The organism is Pseudomonas sp. PNPG3, from assembly GCF_023093815.1.
GTDB lineage: Bacteria > Pseudomonadota > Gammaproteobacteria > Pseudomonadales > Pseudomonadaceae > Aquipseudomonas > Aquipseudomonas asiatica.
The window spans coordinates 83,746-98,522 of sequence record NZ_JALLKV010000011.1; the positions used below are offsets into that span (position 1 = coordinate 83,746).

Annotated in this window: 16 protein-coding genes; 10 read left to right on the plus strand and 6 right to left on the minus strand. The window is 64.3% G+C overall.

The features are described 5' to 3' along the window. Positions 1-2: 2 nt before the first annotated feature. Entirely contained in the window at positions 3-665 is a 663-nt protein-coding gene (locus tag MJ643_RS10355) for a response regulator (RefSeq protein WP_024086787.1), read from the plus strand. Then, complete coding sequence (locus tag MJ643_RS10360; protein ID WP_024086788.1) at positions 662-2,029, plus strand: ATP-binding protein; 1,368 nt, start codon at positions 662-664, stop codon at positions 2,027-2,029. The genes MJ643_RS10355 and MJ643_RS10360 overlap by 4 nt, the downstream gene beginning before the upstream one ends. Before the next feature lie 7 nt (positions 2,030-2,036). On the opposite strand, the gene MJ643_RS10365 is transcribed toward MJ643_RS10360, so the two are convergent. Continuing rightward, positions 2,037-2,423, minus strand: coding sequence for a VOC family protein (locus MJ643_RS10365; RefSeq protein ID WP_013972085.1), 387 nt, complete (start codon positions 2,421-2,423; stop codon positions 2,037-2,039). A gap of 200 nt (positions 2,424-2,623) precedes the next feature. On the opposite strand from MJ643_RS10365, the gene MJ643_RS10370 reads away from it, so the two are divergent. Beyond that, a complete protein-coding gene (locus MJ643_RS10370) occupies positions 2,624-2,809 on the plus strand; it encodes a hypothetical protein (RefSeq protein WP_023663548.1) in 186 nt (61 codons plus the stop codon). A 149-nt stretch (positions 2,810-2,958) separates the two neighbouring features. Then, entirely contained in the window at positions 2,959-3,864 is a 906-nt protein-coding gene (locus tag MJ643_RS10375) for a LysR family transcriptional regulator (protein WP_013972086.1), read from the plus strand. 48 nt (positions 3,865-3,912) lie between these two features. On the opposite strand, the gene MJ643_RS10380 is transcribed toward MJ643_RS10375, so the two are convergent. Continuing rightward, on the minus strand, positions 3,913-4,386 hold the full coding sequence (locus MJ643_RS10380) for a YMGG-like glycine zipper-containing protein (protein WP_003259312.1): 474 nt from the start codon (positions 4,384-4,386) through the stop codon (positions 3,913-3,915). A gap of 150 nt (positions 4,387-4,536) precedes the next feature. On the opposite strand from MJ643_RS10380, the gene MJ643_RS10385 reads away from it, so the two are divergent. Genes MJ643_RS10385 through MJ643_RS10400 form a run of 4 tightly spaced genes read left to right on the plus strand, consistent with a single transcriptional unit; the run spans position 4,537 to position 7,943 of the window. After that, a complete protein-coding gene (locus MJ643_RS10385) occupies positions 4,537-5,133 on the plus strand; it encodes a paraquat-inducible protein A (protein WP_013972087.1) in 597 nt (198 codons plus the stop codon). Beyond that, on the plus strand, positions 5,130-5,774 hold the full coding sequence (locus MJ643_RS10390; RefSeq protein WP_024086789.1) for a paraquat-inducible protein A: 645 nt from the start codon (positions 5,130-5,132) through the stop codon (positions 5,772-5,774). The genes MJ643_RS10385 and MJ643_RS10390 overlap by 4 nt, the downstream gene beginning before the upstream one ends. Then, a complete protein-coding gene (locus tag MJ643_RS10395; RefSeq protein WP_024086790.1) occupies positions 5,758-7,398 on the plus strand; it encodes an MlaD family protein in 1,641 nt (546 codons plus the stop codon). Before MJ643_RS10390 ends, MJ643_RS10395 begins: the two co-directional genes overlap by 17 nt. Positions 7,399-7,409: 11 nt before the next feature. Beyond that, positions 7,410-7,943: a PqiC family protein gene (locus MJ643_RS10400; RefSeq protein WP_013972090.1), complete on the plus strand. Its 534-nt coding sequence runs from the start codon at positions 7,410-7,412 to the stop codon at positions 7,941-7,943. A 24-nt stretch (positions 7,944-7,967) separates the two neighbouring features. Here the strand turns inward: MJ643_RS10400 and MJ643_RS10405 are convergent, their stop codons facing one another. Next, positions 7,968-9,746, minus strand: coding sequence for a phosphoethanolamine transferase CptA (locus MJ643_RS10405; RefSeq protein ID WP_080708146.1), 1,779 nt, complete (start codon positions 9,744-9,746; stop codon positions 7,968-7,970). Between the two features lie 153 nt (positions 9,747-9,899). On the opposite strand from MJ643_RS10405, the gene MJ643_RS10410 reads away from it, so the two are divergent. Next, positions 9,900-10,046 (plus strand): DUF2986 domain-containing protein, encoded by a 147-nt coding sequence (locus MJ643_RS10410; protein ID WP_023662626.1) that lies wholly within the window; start codon positions 9,900-9,902, stop codon positions 10,044-10,046. 161 nt (positions 10,047-10,207) lie between these two features. Here MJ643_RS10410 and MJ643_RS10415 read toward each other — a convergent pair whose 3' ends face one another. Beyond that, positions 10,208-10,576, minus strand: coding sequence for a hypothetical protein (locus tag MJ643_RS10415; RefSeq protein WP_041506086.1), 369 nt, complete (start codon positions 10,574-10,576; stop codon positions 10,208-10,210). Between the two features lie 286 nt (positions 10,577-10,862). Here MJ643_RS10415 and MJ643_RS10420 point away from each other — a divergent pair, with 286 nt between their 5' ends. Then, positions 10,863-11,354, plus strand: coding sequence for a GNAT family N-acetyltransferase (locus tag MJ643_RS10420; protein WP_023661927.1), 492 nt, complete (start codon positions 10,863-10,865; stop codon positions 11,352-11,354). Positions 11,355-11,414: 60 nt separating this feature from the next. On the opposite strand, the gene MJ643_RS10425 is transcribed toward MJ643_RS10420, so the two are convergent. Together MJ643_RS10425 and MJ643_RS10430 are read right to left on the minus strand one after the other, a co-directional pair. Beyond that, entirely contained in the window at positions 11,415-12,788 is a 1,374-nt protein-coding gene (locus MJ643_RS10425) for an 8-oxoguanine deaminase (protein ID WP_013972095.1), read from the minus strand. A gap of 224 nt (positions 12,789-13,012) precedes the next feature. After that, complete coding sequence (locus MJ643_RS10430; RefSeq protein WP_208209437.1) at positions 13,013-14,593, minus strand: aldehyde dehydrogenase (NADP(+)); 1,581 nt, start codon at positions 14,591-14,593, stop codon at positions 13,013-13,015. Positions 14,594-14,777 lie beyond the last annotated feature (184 nt).

Genomic DNA, 14,777 nt, shown 5'->3' on the forward strand with positions numbered 1-14,777 from the left:
GCATGCGCTTGCTGTTGGTAGAAGACGACGCCGCGTTGGGGGAGGGGATTTGTGACGGCCTGCGCCGCGAGGGCTATACCCTCGACTGGTTGCAGGATGGCGCCAGTGCCTTGCATGCCCTGTGCCACGAAGAGTTCGACCTGGCCATCCTCGACCTGGGCTTGCCGCGCCTGGATGGCATCGAGTTGCTGCGGCGCCTGCGTGCGGCCGGGAAGACCCTGCCGGTGCTGGTGCTGACCGCCCGCGACGCCACCGATGACCGCATTGCCGGGCTGGATGCCGGCGCCGACGACTACCTGGTCAAACCCTTCGACCTCAACGAACTCAAGGCCCGCTTGCGGGCCTTGCTGCGGCGCAGTAGCGGCCGCGCCCGGGTGCTGATAGAGCATGCCGGGGTATGCCTGGATCCGGTCAGCCAGCAAGTGCACTACCTGGGCCAGCCGGTGATACTCACGCCCAAGGAATACCTGCTGCTGCACGAGCTGCTGGCCCAGCCGGGCAAGGTGTTCACCCGCGAACGCTTGACCCAGTTGCTGTATGGCTGGGATGAAGAGCCGGAGAGCAACACCCTGGAAGTGAACATCTACCACCTGCGCAAGAAACTGTTCAACGGCCTGATCCGCACCGTGCGCGGGATTGGCTACCTGGTGGAACGCAAGTCATGAGCTCGTTGCGCCAACGCACCTTGTGGCGGGTGATGCTGCTGTTGCTGGTCGGCAGCGGGTTGCTGGCGCTGTATAACTATCACGACAGCCGCCACGAAATTAACGAAGTGTACGATGCCCACCTGGCGCAGAACGCCCGGCTGCTGCAGGGCATCATGAGCCTGCCGGTGCAAGAGCAGAGCCGTGACGAGTTGTACCGCGCCTTCGACGAGGCCTTGAGCAAGGCCGGGCACCACAAGGTGGGGCACCGCTACGAAAGCAAGCTGGCCTTCCAGGTATGGGCCGACGACGGCGGGCTGCTGGTACACACGCCCAGCGCCCCGCAGCTGGGGCAGGCGCCGCGGGTGCCGGGTTTTGCCGACGTGGTGGTGGATGGGCGCCGTTGGCGCAGTTTTGTCTTGCCGGTGCCGGAAAAACACTGGGTGATTTGGGTGGGCGAGCGCAACGACGTGCGTGACGACCTGATCGAACGCATCGTGCAGCACACGCTGTTGCCATTCCTGTTCGGCAGCCTGGCCCTGGCCTTGCTGGTGTGGGCGGCCATAGGCTGGGGGCTGCGGCCGCTGCAGAACATGGCCAGGGTGATCCGCGCCCGCCACGCCGAGTCGCTCGAGCCGTTGCAGCTGGTGCCGTTGCCTAAGGAGCTGGAGCCGATGCAGGCGGCGATCAACCGCCTGCTCGGGCAGATCGACGACCTGCTGCGCCGCGAACACCGTTTCATCGCCGACGCTGCCCACGAGATGCGCACGCCCTTGGCCATCCTGCGCCTGCATGCGCAGAACGCCCTGAATGCAGACAGCGCTGCCGAGCGGGACAAGGCCCTGCAGTTCCTGATGGGCGGTGTCGACCGCCTTGCCCGGGTGGTCAACCAGCTGTTGACCCTGGCCCGCCTGGAGCCGCGACCAGGCCGGCGTGACTGGCCGCGGGTGGACCTGGAGGGCGTGGTGGCCGAGACCCTGGCAGAGCTTACCCCCTGGATACTGGAGCGCGGGCTGGAGCCTTCGCTGGACATCGCCGACGGCGACTACCATTTGCACACCGACGCTGGCGCGCTGGGTATTGCCTTGCAGAACCTGGTGGCCAATGCCGTGGACCATTCGCCTGCAGGCGGTCGCATCACCGTGACCCTGCAGCGCGAAGACCAGGCCCTGCTGGTCAGCGTCGACGACGAAGGGCCGGGCATAGCGGTGGTTGACCAGCAGCGGGTGTTCGAGCGTTTCTACAGCAAGGGCTCGACCAATGGCGCCGGGCTGGGGTTGTCGATCGTCAGCACCATCATGACCCGCCTGGGTGGCAGCGTGCAGTTGCGCAACCAGACGCCACACGGATTGCGCGCGACCTTGCGCCTGCCCGTGGAGCCCTGAACGCTTGCTAGTGTTTCTGGGCGATCTGGATCAGGTTGCCGCAAGTGTCATCGAACACCGCTACGGTGACCGGCCCCATGGCAGTAGGCGGTTGGGTGAACTGCACGCCCGCTGCGCACAGCCGGGTATATTCGGCCTGGATGTCCCGCACGCCGAACGAGGTGGCGGGGATGCCGTCCTGCTTGAGCGCTGCCTTGTAGACCTTGGCGGCCGGGTGCGCGTCGGGCTCGAGCAGCAGCTCGACGCCGTTGGGGTCGTTGGGGGAGGTGAGCGTCAGCCAGCGGTGTCGGCCCATGGGGATGTCGTGCTTGGGCTCGAAACCGAGTACGTAGTGGTAGAAAGCCAGGGCTTTGGCCTGGTCGTCGACGAGGATGCTGGTGACTATGATCTTCATGAACGCACACCGTATGCCTGGAGTCGTTGAGTACCAGTAAAGACAATCAGCGGCATTTGGCCAGGGCACCGGGTTCACTGCTAACCCTGCAACGCGATCCGACAGCATTTCTCTTCACGGTCAAAGTTCCAGATGGGTTGGTGGCAATGGGGGTTGTAGCGTTGATCGGGCGATACCACCCAAACCAAGGAGTGAACCCCATGCAAGAAGAACCCGTTAACAAGCCAGACGACACGCTCGACCACGAACAGCTGGAAAATGCAGAACCGCAGGCAACGTTGTCCAGGCGCAAGCGCGGTATAGGGCCAGTAGTCGGCATGCCCTGCAGGCCAGGGTACAAGCTGATTGGTGATGACTGTGTAATCGCCAATATCGATTTCGAGTGAAGCAAAGGGGGGGGCGCATCGCGCCCCTCGTAAAAACCTGCTCAAGCCATAGGTAAATCCTTCATCACCCGGCCCCCACCCAGCCGCTGCCGAGGGTAAAGTGACAGGCATGATCCCAGCGCGCCCAGACCGGCGTCAGAGAGGTGCCCGTGGCGGCCTACACATTGCGACAACTCAAGTACTTCGTCACCACCGTCGAGGCCGGCAGCGTGGCCGAGGCTTCACGCCAGCTGTACATTGCCCAGCCGTCCATCTCCACGGCCATCAAGAGCCTGGAAGAAAGCTTCGGCGTGCAGCTGTTCATCCGCCACCACGCCCAGGGTGTGTCTCTGACGCCCAGCGGCAAGCGCTTCTATGCCAAGACCAAGTCGCTGCTGCAGATGGCCCACGAGTTCGAGCAGAACGCCCTGGCCGACAACGACACCGTGGCCGGGCAAATCGACATCGGCTGCTTCGAAACCGTGGCACCGCTGTACCTGCCGCGCCTGATCGCCGGCTTTCGCCAGCGTTACCCGGGGGTGGATATCCGCCTGCGCGACGGCGAGCAGCAGGACCTGATCCAGGGTCTGACTGCCGGTACCTTCGACCTGGCGTTCCTCTACGACCATGACCTGGACGGCACCATCGAGGCCGAGCCGCTGATGCCGCCGCAGAAGCCCTATGTGCTGCTCCCCGAGAACCACCGCTTCGCCGGGCAGGCCCAGGTGTCGCTGCGCGATCTGTGCCCGGAGCCGATGATCCTGCTGGACGTTGCCCCCAGCCGTACCTACTTCGTCAGCCTGTTCAACGAAATGGGCCTGACGCCCAATATCGTCTTCAGTTCGCCGTCGATCGAGATGGTACGCGGCATGGTCGGGCAGGGCTTTGGCTTTTCGCTGCTGGTGACGCGGCCGCATTCGGAGTACACCTACGACGGGCAACGTCTGGCCATGCTGGATATCGCCGAGCCAGTGGCGCTGTCAGGGCTGGCGGCGGCGTGGTTGAAACGGGTGCAACTGACCAAGCCGGCGCAGTTGTTCGTCGAGTTTTGCCGGGAAGAACTGGCCAAGTTCTGAAACGGGCACGCCATGCATCCTCCTGCCGAGGCATGGCGTGCCTGCTGATCAGGGGTTGACCTGATAGCCGCGACCTTGCAGGCAGCCGGCGTAGGCACTGGCATGAGCCTGGGCTTTCGCTTCGTCCTGGCCGCGCCGGTCCTGACGGCGGTCCTGACGCTGGCGCATGCCACCAACCGCAGCACCGGCGGCGGCCACTTCGCCGGCGCGGTTCTGTCGGTATTGCTCCTTGGCATCGTCACCGACCCGGTCATACAGCTCGTCGTGCTGGTTGCCGCGCACCTGCGCGCCTGCCGCACCGGCAACCGCGCCGGCGGCGGCACCGCGTACCCGGCCACCGACATGGGGGTCGCTGGAGGTCGCGGCACTGTTCGCGGCATTGGTCGCGACAGTATTGCAATCATTGATATCCAGTTGCATCTGCTGGCTGCTCTGGCCCTTGAGCGGCACCACCGACTGCGCCTGGGCTGCCGATGCCGCGCACAGCAGCACCAGCAGGCAACTCCACGTGAACGTACGCATGGCAAACCTCCAGCGGGTGGGGATCCCGTTTCACAGGATAGTTCTCTTTGCTGCCGATGATGGCAGTTTTGCCGGGATGGTCTAAACCGGATATCAAACGTGGTTCGCCTGCGTATCACGGCGTGAATCCGGGCTACCTGTGGAAACCCCATGAGCCAGAGCCAGCAACTGATCATCTGTGAGTACTGTGACACGGTGTACCACCGTGCGCCGCTGCTCAAGCACCAGCGCGCCGTTTGCCAGCGCTGTGGCGGCGTACTGTACCGGCATACCTCGCTGACGGTGCAGCAACGCCTGGCCCTGAGTGTGACGGGTGGCATCCTGCTGGTGTTCGCCAACGCCTACCCGGTGATGACCATCGGCATGCAAGGGCTCACCCATTCCGCGACATTATGGGACTCGGTACAGATCCTCAGCCACGGCAGCATCACCTTCATCGCCCTGGTCATGGCCCTGTCGATCATCTTTGCGCCGGTGCTGCAGATTACCCTCTTGTGCTGGGTGTTGGGTTTCGCCCTGGCCGGCCAGCGCGCACCCGGTTTTGCCCTGTGCATGCGCAGCCTGGAGGGCCTGCGGCCTTGGAGCATGCTGGAGGTGTGCCTGCTGGGGGCGATGGTGGCGGTGATCAAGCTGGCGGGGTTTCTCGATGTGATACCTGGCATCGGCCTGCTGGCGCTGGCCGCGCTGAGCATGCTGATCATCCATATCGCCGGCAAGGACATCCGCGGCCTTTGGGAGCAGGTATGAATACCCCGGCCAACGCCGACGACCTGGGCCTGTGCCTGTGCCATGGCTGCGGTCAGGCCTGCGAACTGGGCAGCGACAAGCACACCTGCGAGCGCTGTGGTGCCGCCATCCACCGGCGCAAGGCCAATGCCATCAGCCGTGGCTGGGCGTTTCTGCTGGCGGCGCTGGTTTTCTACATTCCCGCCAACCTGTTGCCAGTGATGCACACCGAAATGCTCGGCAGTGGCAGCGAAAGCACCATCGGCGGCGGCGTGCTGGAGTTCTGGGAGGCAGGGGCCTGGGACATCGCGCTGATCATCTTCATTGCCAGCGTGGGTGTGCCGGCCATCAAGTTCTTCTCGCTCGGCCTGTTGCTGTTCACCGCCCAGCGCGGTTCTACCTGGGCCTGCCGGCAGCGCTCGCAGCTGTACCGTTTCGTCGAGCTTATCGGCTACTGGTCGATGCTCGATGTGATGGTGGTGGCGCTGGTGGCGGCGCTGGTGCAACTGCGCGGGCTGGGCACCATCGAGCCGCGGGTGGGCATCCTGTTTTTCGGCATGGTGGTGGTACTGACCATGTTTTCTGCGATGAGCTTCGATCCACGCCTGATCTGGGATAGCCGTACCAACGAGGGAGGCCGCATTGATGGTGCAACAGACTGACAAGCGCGATGGCGCGGGGCAGGTTGAAGTGCGCACCCGGCGCTGGAGCGTGTCGCTGGTATGGATCGTGCCGATACTGGCGATCCTGATCGGCGCTTCGCTGGTGGTGCGCAACTGGATGCAGCAGGGCCCGGTCATCGCCATTTCCTTCCACACCGGGGAAGGGCTGGTGGCGCACAAGACCCAGGTCAAGTACCGCAGCGTGGTGATCGGCGAAGTCACCACGGTGGACCTGGCCGACGACAAGAAGAGCGTGGTCGCCAAGGTCCAGCTGTCCAACGACGCCCGTGCCTTCGCCACCCAGGGGGCGCGCTTCTGGGTGGTGCGGCCACGCATTGGCGTGGGCGGCGTGTCCGGCGTGGACACGCTGCTGTCGGGCAGTTTCATCGGGGCGGATTCCGGCGAATCGAAAGTGCCGGAAAAGTCCTTTGTCGGCCTGGAGCTGCCACCGCCGATCACCTACGACGAAAAGGGCAAGCGCTTTGTCCTGACCGCAAGTGACCTGGGCTCGCTGGATATTGGCTCGTCGATCTACTACCGCAAGATCCCGGTGGGCGAAGTGGTGTCCTTTGCCCTGCAGGGCGATGGCAAGGGCGTGGAGATCGGCGTGTTCGTGCAGGCCCCTTACGACAGCTTCGTCACCGCCGATACCCGCTTCTGGAACGCCAGTGGCGTCGACATGCAGATCGGTGCCAACGGCCTGAAGATCGATACCGAATCACTGTCATCGATCCTGGTGGGCGGGTTGGCCTTTGGCTCGCCCGACTTCGCCCCGCAAGCCGAGGCTGCTGCCGACCAGGCGCACTTCCAGCTGTTTGCCGACCGCGATACCGCCCTGGCACCGCCCAGTGGCCAGGCCCAGTACCTGCAGTTGCGCTTCGACCAGGCCATGCGCGGCTTGTCGGTAGGCGCCCCAGTGGAGTTCAAGGGGGTCGAGTTTGGCCGAGTCACATCGGTGCAGCTCGACTATGATGCCACCCGCCAGACCTTCCCGGTGGTGGTCGAAGCGGTGATCTACCCGCAGCGGCTGGGGCCGGTACACCGCAAGATGCTGTCTGTGTTCAAGCATTCCGAAGGTGACATGGACGGCGCGCGACGGTTGATCGGCACCTTCGTCGAGCACGGCCTGCGGGCCCAGGCGCGCAGCGGCAACCTGATCACCGGGCAGATGTTCATCTCCCTGGACTTCTACCCGGATGCCCCCAAGGTGACCTTCGACAAGACCGCAGACCCTATCATCATCCCCACATTGCCCGGCAGCCTGGAGCAGCTCCAGGAACAGCTGCAGCGGGTGGTGGAGCGCATCAGCAAACTGCCGCTGGAGAGCATCGCCAGCAACCTGGACGGCAGCCTGCGAGAGCTGCGTGCCAGCCTCAAGCAGTTCAATGGCCAGACGCTGCCGGAGGTGAAGGTGGCACTGGACGAAGTGCACAAGACTCTGCGCACGGCCAATTCGGCCATTTCCGAGGACTCGCCGCAGCGCGAGCGGATGGGGGAAACCCTGGACGAACTGGAGCGCATGTCGCGTTCGCTGCGAGACCTTGCCGATTACCTGGGGCGGCACCCCGAATCACTGATACGCGGCCGGCCGAAAGCGGCCACTGCCGCCGAGCTGGAACCCTGAGGAGACAGCCGATGCTTCGACTGCGCAATGTATGTGGCGCCGGCCTGCTGGCAGTGCTGTTGGGCTGCAGCAGTACCCCGAACAACTATCACACGCTGGTACCGAGCGAGCCTGTACGCGACGGTGGCCAGCGCATCCAGGTGGCGAGGGTGGTCGTGCCGCCGCAAGTGGACCGCCCGCAGTTGGTGGTGCGGCAAGGGCAGAGCGGCCTGGCCATCCTCGAGACGGAGTGGTGGGGCGCCAACCTGGTGGATGAGTTTCGCAGCGCCTTGCAGGACCAGTTGGGCGGGCCGGTGGGTGGCGGCAAGGTGTTGTTGCGCGTGGACGTGCAGCGCTTCGATACCGTGCCGGGGCGCTACGCCTCGCTGGAGGCGGTATGGCGTCTGACGCGCTCGGGGGAGGCCGAACTGACCTGCCGTACCTCGCTACAGACGCCCGCAGACAACAGCATCGCCAGCCTGGTCAATGCCCACCAGGCCAATCTGCGCAAACTGGCCGAGGCGGTGCGGGTGAGTGCCCGTCAGGGCAGCTGTTCTGCATCCTGAGCGTCTCGCGCTCCTACAGGGTGATCAGTTCAGGCGTCCAGCATTCTGTTTCTTGCCACTGCTGACCGTTTCCTGTCCCCGCTCGGTTTTGTCCATTGGCAACTGGTCGAAGTCGCGCAGGCCATCCTTGCGGTACGGGTCGCCGATCCAGCGCGGCGCCACCAGAAACTGCGGGCTCACCAGGCTCTTGGCCGGCTCGTAACGGTCGTAGCTCAGCCCGGCCAGGTCGGACAGGGTATGGATCAGGTGCGAGCTGCTGTAGGGGCGATCGGCCATCGCCTGCAAGTCGCGCGGGTGCTCGGCCTGCCAGCTTGGCGAAGTCCACAGCAAGAACGGGATGGTGTACATCGGCCGGGTCGGCGCGCCTTCGTTGCGCCCCAGGCGGTCGTGGTTGCCAGAGCTGTACACATCTTCGCCATGGTCGGACAGGTACAGCAGGAAACCATTGGGGGAACTGGCCGAGTAACGCTTGATCAGGCTAGACACCACGTAGTCGTTGTAGCGCACCGCGTTGTCGTAGAAGTTGTAGGTTTGCACCTGGTCGTCGGTCAGCTTGCCGGGCACCCCCTGGCGGTCGTTGAAGTGCGCGTAGTCGTTCGGGTAGCGGTAGCGATAGTCCATGTGCGTACCCAGCAGGTGCACGATGATGAACTTGTTTGGCGCCGGGTCCTGCAGTGCCTTCTCGAACGGCGACAGCACCACGTCGTCGTATTGGCTGGCATTCTGGTTGCGCTGGTTGTTCAGGTAGACCGGCGCGTCCGTCTGCTGCGAGAAGGTGGTCAGCATGGTGTTGCGCTTGGTCATGGTCTGCTGGTTGGTGATCCAGAAGGTCTTGTAGCCGGCCTGTTTCATCAGGTTGATCAGCGACGGGTCGGTGAGGAAACGGTCCGGGTTCTGCTCGTCGCCGAAAGTGAGGATCTGCTGCATCACTTCGATGGTATACGGGCGTGGCGACACCACGTTGCGGAACACCGTCAGGCCCTTGTCGCTGGCGGCCAGCGCATCGAGGTTGGGCGTGGTGTCGCGGTTGTAGCCATACAGGTGCATGTGTTCGCGAGTGGTGGATTCGCCCAGCACCAGCACCAGCGTGCGTGGCGCTGCACCGCTGCTGTCTCGCAGGTTCTGCAGGGGCGGTAGCGCGGCGTTCTTGGCCAGCAGCTCTTGCATGTTGTCCAGTTGCTGGCGGTACTGGCGGTAGCCGACCAGCAGTTGCCAGGGCACGGCGGGCTCCATGCGTTGCTGCACTTTCTCCGCCGCGTCGACGAAGCTGCGCTCCTGGGTGACCATCTGCTTGTAGAACGGGTACACCAGGTTGGCCAGCAGCAACAGGGCGACCACCGGCAGGCGGCTGCGCAGTGGCAGGCTGACCGGGCGCACGCGCTTCCACAGCAGCACCGCCCCCAGCGTGTACAACAGCAATGCCAGGCCCAGCCAGGCGCTGAAGTACTGGCTGAAGTACTCACCGGCCTCGGCGGTGTTGGACTCGAACATCACGAAAATGACGCTTTGCGAGAACTCCTGGCGATAGATGCCGAAGTAGCTCAGGCCCACCAGCGAAGCAGCCCACAACACCAGGCCGATGACCGCCGCCGTGGCGCGAGTGAAGCGCGGCAGCAGCAGTACCGGGGCCAGCCACAGGCTGCTGAGGAAGAATGCATCGCGAAAACCGGCGAACCCGGTGGTACCGCTGAACAGCAGCAACGCCTGGGTCACCCCCGAGAAGTACCAGAAGAACAGCAAAAGCCAGCCCAGGCCGGCCCAATCCACGCGCTTGGGCGAGGAGGGGGATGGAGTGTGTGACACGTATGCCTCGTCGTACTTGGCGGCCAGCGGATGTGCTCGTGGCCGGAAAGGGCGTGACGCTAATCTGCCGAGCGTGAAAATAACGTCAACGAGACGCTGGCCCAGGCAAGGTATGATGTATTCAGCCAAACCGGACTGACAGGTCGAGTGAGAATGAACCGTCGCAAGAAGATCAAGCAGCTACTGCAGGCGCACGCCAAGAAGGCCAGTGCCAAGCTGGCGCCGCGCAAGCCCAAGTACATTTGCAAGGCCGACCGTTTGAAGATGGAGGCCGAGGCTGCGGGGGATACCCCCACCTGACTGGCTGACGCGGACCTTGTAGGAGCGGCCTTGTGTCGCGATCGGGCCGCAGAGCGGCCCCCTGGTTCCAGCATTACGGCAACCAATGCTGGGGCTGCTGCGAAGCCCTTTCGCGACACAAGGCCGCTCCCACATCAAGCGTGCCAACTGCGGATCAACGATCAACGGCGATAGTAGCGGTAGTCATCGTTGTAGCGGTGGTGCATGGCCCGCTCATGGCGGTGCTCCCAGTCGCGGCGCCGTTCCCAGTCGCGTCGGCGTTCCCAGTCTCGCCGGCGCTCCCAATCACGGCGGGCCTGCTCGCGGCGCCACTGTTCGCGGCGCCAGTCGCTGCGGTGGTCATGCCAGCGGTCGTCATCGTGGGCCAGCAACGTGGCTGGCTGTTGATCGGCCACACTGGCCACCCTGGACCAGGGGTTGCCGGCAGGCTGCAACGATGATTGAACCGCCGGGGCAGCCACTGCGGGCGCCTTCATCTGTGTTGCCGATGCCGTGCCCATCGCCGCGAACGAGAACAGGCCGAGCAGCATCAACCTTGCGACATGTATTTTCATGAGCGAAGCCAACCTCTGATAACAATTGAGCCATCAGGCCAGCAGGTGTCGGGCGAACCTAGTCTCGCGTTCCGTTTCCTTTCTGTGCCTCCCACATAGACCGGTAAACGGGAAAAAGTTCGCAGCGGCAACAACTTGTAGAACTTCAGCGCTTCAAAAAAGGGCACTTTGCGCCTATGGCGACACAAAACAAGCTGTACCTGTGGCAGCGGCGCTCATTTACCATGGCGGTTGTTTTTGCCCATTACCAAGGAAACCCGCCATGAGCGCCCCCCAGTTTCGCACCCCCACAGCCGCCGATGCCGAACGCTGCTATGCCATCGAAATCGGTGCCTACGAAGGCGACGAGGCGGCCACGCTGGAGAAGATCCGCACCCGCATCACGCAGTATCCGCAGGGCTTCCTGGTGCTGGAAAATGCGGGCGAGATCGTCGGTTTCATCAACAGCGGCTGTGCCCACGAAGTGGTGATGTCCGATGAGGCATTCAAGGAGTTGGTCGGGCACGACCCGGCGGCGCCAAACGTGGTGATCATGTCGGTGGTGGTTGACCCGGCGTACCAGGGCAAAGGCTACGCCAAGCAGTTGATGGATGAATTCATCGCACGCATGAAGGCGGCGGGCAAGCTGACCATTCACCTGATGTGCAAGGAGCAGCATGTGGCCCTGTACCAGAAGCTGGGGTATCAGTACGTGAAACCGTCGCCGTCGGACCACGGCGGCATGGCCTGGCATGAGATGCTCATGGTCCTCTGATTTCGCAAGACACGGCAGCGTTGCCGGCGATGGGCCGCCAAGGCGGCCCTGAATGGTTGCTTATTCGCCGCTGACCAGCTGGCGTGCCAACTGGTTGTGGCGCTCCAGCACCCGTGGCAGGTCGACCGTGGCCAGCTGGCCGTCCTTCACCACCACACGGCCATTGATGACACTGGTGTGCACCTGGGTCGGGGTGCAGAACACCAGCGCCGCCAACGGGTCGTGGTGGCCACCGGCATAGGCCACGTGGCCGAGGTCGAAGGCGACGAAATCGGCCACCATGCCTGGCGCCAGTGCGCCGATGTCATTGCGGTTGAGCACCTTGGCGCCGCCGAGCGTTGCAATTTCCAGCGCCTCGCGCGCAGTCATCGCGTCGGGGCCAAAGCCCACCCGTTGCAGCAGCAAGGCCTGGCGCACTTCACCGATCATGCTGGCGCCGTCGTTGGATGCCGAACCGTCGACCCCAAGGCCCACCGGCACCCCGTGGTCGCGCATCTTGCGCACCGGGGCGATGCCCGAGGCCAGGCGCATGTTCGAGCATGGGCAGTGGGCGACACCCGTGCCGGTGCGGGCGAACAGCTCGATGCCATGCTGGTCGAGTTGCACGCAGTGGGCGTGCCACACGTCGTGGCCGACCCAGCCGAGGTCTTCGGCATATTCGGCGGGGGTCATGCCGAACTTCTCGCGGCTGTAGGCGATGTCGTTGACGTTCTCGGCCAGGTGGGTGTGCAACGACACCCCGTACTGGCGCGCCAGCACGGCTGCTTCGCGCATCAGGTCGCGGCTGACCGAGAACGGCGAGCAGGGCGCCACCACGATGCGGCGCATCGAGCCGTGGCTGGCGTCGTGATAGTCCTCGATCAGGCGCTGGGATTCCTTGAGGATGTCGGCTTCCTTCTCCACCACCGAATCAGGCGGCAGTCCGCCCTGGCTGCGGCCCACGCTCATGCTGCCGCGCGCGGCGTGGAAGCGCATGCCGATCTCGTCGGCGGCATGGATGCTGTCGTCGAGCTTGCAGCCGTTGGGGTAGATGTACAGGTGGTCGCTGGAGGTGGTGCAGCCGGACAGGATCAGTTCGGCCATGGCGGTCTGGGTCGACACCGCGATCATCTCGGGGGTCAGGCGTGCCCAGATCGGGTACAGGTTGGTCAGCCAGTTGAACAGTTCGCCGTCCTGGGCCGCTGGCACCACGCGGGTGAGGCTCTGGTACATGTGGTGGTGAGTGTTGACCAGGCCCGGGATGACCACCTTGCCGGACATGTCCAGCACCACGTCGGCCTGCTGTGGCAGGGTATCGCTGGGGCCGACCTGACGGATCAGGTTGCCTTCGATGAACATTCCGCCGTTCTTGATCTCGCGGCGTTCGCCGTCCATGGTGACCAGAAGTTCGGCGTTTTTGACCAGTAGCGTTCTTGGAGCATTTGTAGATGACATGGCTTAAGCCTGTCGCAATACGCATCGGCGATTACCGATGTCATAGGCGCATGGCATTGTAAGCAAGGTTTTTGCGGATTGTATACAGGGCTGATGGTCCTGTGCCGACCTCTTCGCGGGTAAACCCGCTCCCTCAGGTACTACACAGAATTCAAGCACTGTGCAGTACCTGTGGGAGCGGGTTTACCCGCGAAGAGGCCAGTACAGGCTACCTCGATGTCAGATCAAACCGCGCCACGGCTCGCGACCCCATCCACCAACCGCGCAATCCCCAGCGGGTTGGCACTTTTCAGCGCCTCCGGCAGCAGCGCATCCGGGTAGTTCTGGAAGCACACCGGGCGCAGGAAGCGGTCGATGGCCAAGGTACCGACCGAAGTGCCTCGGGCATCGGAGGTGGCCGGGTATGGCCCGCCATGCACCATCGCGTCCGATACCTCTACGCCGGTCGGGTAGCCGTTCAGCAGCAGGCGCCCGGCCTTGCGCTCCAGCAGCGGCACCAGCGCAGCAAAGGCACGCAGGTCGTCCGGTTCGGCAATCAGGGTGGCCGTCAGCTGGCCTTGCAGGTGGCGCAGCGCTTCGGCCAGTTGCTGGGCATCGGCCACTTCCACCACCACGGTGGTCGGGCCGAACACTTCTTCCTGCAGCAGCGGGTCGCTGTCCAGCAGCAGGCTCACGTCCGCCTTGAACAGCTGCGGCTGGGCCTGCTTGCCGGCTTGTGGCTGCCCGGCCAGGTGCTGGATGCCAGGGTGCGCCAGCAGGTGCTGCACACCGCTCTGGTAGCTGCGCAGGGTGCCGGCGTTGAGCATGGTCTGCGGCGCCTGGTCGGCCATGCGCGCCACCAGCGTGTGCACGAAGCGTTCGAACTGCGGCGACTTGATGCCCACCACCAGGCCCGGGTTGGTGCAGAACTGCCCGCAACCCAGCACTACCGAGGCGGCCAGTTCGCCGGCTACCTGCTCGCCACGGGCCTGCAGGGCCTGGGGCAGGACAATTACCGGGTTGATGCTGCTCATTTCGGCGAACACCGGGATCGGCTGCGGGCGCGCAGCCGCCATGTCGCACAGGGCGCGACCACCACGCAGCGACCCGGTGAAGCCGACCGCCTGGATGGCCGGGTGCTTGACCAGTGCTTCACCCACGCCGGCGCCATAGATCATGTTGAACACACCTGCTGGCATGCCGCTGCCGGCCACCGCGCGGTCAATGGCCGCGGCCACGTGGGCAGCGGTCAGCATGTGCCCGCTGTGGGCCTTGAACACCACCGGGCAGCCGGCCGCCAGCGCCGAGGCGGTATCACCGCCGGCGGTGGAGAAGGCCAGCGGGAAGTTGCTGGCACCGAATACGGCCACCGGGCCGACGCCGATGCGGTACTGGCGCAGGTCCGGGCGTGGCAGCGGGGTGCGCTCGGGCTGCGCACGGTCGATGCGCGCACCGAGGAAATCGCCACGGCGCACCACATCGGCGAACAGGCGCAGCTGGTTGCTGGTGCGGGCACGCTCACCGCGGATGCGTGCCTCGGGTAGAGCGGTTTCGCGCATCACATGCTGGACGAAGTCATCGCCCAGTGCGTCCAGTTCGTTGGCGATGGCGTCGAGGAAGGCGGCGCGCTGTTCCGGGCTGGTGCTACGGTAGGCCGGGTAGGCAGCCTCGGCGGCCTGCACGGCGGCATCGACTTCGTTGCTGGTCGCCTGGTGGAAGGCGTATGGCAGAGGCTCGCCGGTGTGGGCGTCGACGCTGTTCAGCAGCACTTCACCGTTGCCGCTGAGCTGGCCGGCGATGTGGTTCAGGCGATGTTCGATGGACATTTCGTTTCCCGTTGGCAATGACAGTCGATGGGCTGGGACTGTAGGGGGCGAAATGCATGCTGAATAATGATTAATGCGGATCAGGTGATAACAGATCGTTATCGCAACGGCCTTCTTCAAAAGTTTCTATCGTATGCACGGCCCCCTGTAGGAGCGGGTTCACCCGCGAAGCAGGCGACTCGGT